The organism is Microcoleus sp. S13_B4, from assembly GCF_036700885.1.
Classification (GTDB): domain Bacteria; phylum Cyanobacteriota; class Cyanobacteriia; order Cyanobacteriales; family Microcoleaceae; genus Microcoleus.
In genome coordinates this window covers 1-1010 of record NZ_JAUBPU010000160.1, presented here as the reverse complement: position 1 = coordinate 1010, position 1010 = coordinate 1, and the positions used below count along the sequence as shown (strand labels likewise).

Sequence of the window (1010 nt, the reverse complement as noted above, 5' to 3'; positions counted from 1 at the left end):
GACCCCATCTTTTTTTACCTCACTTTGGGCAAATCCGCTACTGGTGGGGCTTTTGACTCTTGTTGTCACCCCGTCAGCTTTTTAAGTTTGATGGGGTAATTTATCTACAAAATAACCGCCCTAATAGAAAAGATGTGCCAGATAGATACATAGGGGAGTTTAAGCAGCAATATAGCAATCCTTGCAGGAGTCGTAAATTTTTTACCCCACGCCAACCCTCCCCGAACCCGCTCTGAGTCCGTAAGAAATTCACAAATGATGCGAGGATTGCTATATTGCTGAGTATTTTTAGTTCGTAAAATAAGCTGGCGCAACTACACGCAGAAGTCGCAAGTATCCGCAAAAAAATCCTCCCTAAAATTACGTATTACCTCGCTTAAAACCCACATTTCGCAGATATTCCGAAAAATTTAATGGTTCTAAGTTTGGAATCATTAAAACTTGAAATAAATACCTAGCAAAGCTTTAAAATTGGGCTAAAACTAGATAAGAGAGTCAGCAACATAGGTGTAAAAAATCATGAATAAGCCCCCGCTAAAATTCAAGCCCTAAATATAGATTATTTAGGAATAATAGCCGGAATTAGAGATAAAATGTAACGGTTATAATTAGTGAATAAACAAGTGGGTATCAAACAAAAAGAGATGCTAACTCCGGGACAAATAATGAAAGCGATGATTGTGAATGGATTAGGGTTTTTGAGCGCCCCTTTATACCTATTTGAACACTTTTCTATCGACCAAGCAACAGAACATCTCATTGGAGAAGGAGTATTACCATCACATTTAGGTAGTAATAAATATGTAGTGAATTTTAATTACAGTAATTGAATACATAGGATAATTTTATAAATGACACAATCAAATTTTGTGATTTTAATATTTTTTTACGCGCTCGAATGTAGATTTAGTTACACTTATGCTATCCTAAGTAATACCAATTTTATGTGAAGTTGCATATAATAGAGAGATAGCTTGTATGGTGCGTTTATGAGTCGTAGTTTTAAAATA

1 protein-coding gene is annotated in these 1010 nt (G+C 35.4%); it reads left to right on the top strand.

The annotated features are described in order from the left end of the window. The first annotated feature begins 623 nt into the window (after nucleotides 1-623). Complete coding sequence (locus QT994_RS27720; RefSeq protein WP_333180355.1) at nucleotides 624-830, top strand: DUF4277 domain-containing protein; 207 nt, start codon at nucleotides 624-626, stop codon at nucleotides 828-830. The last annotated feature ends 180 nt before the right edge of the window (nucleotides 831-1010 follow it).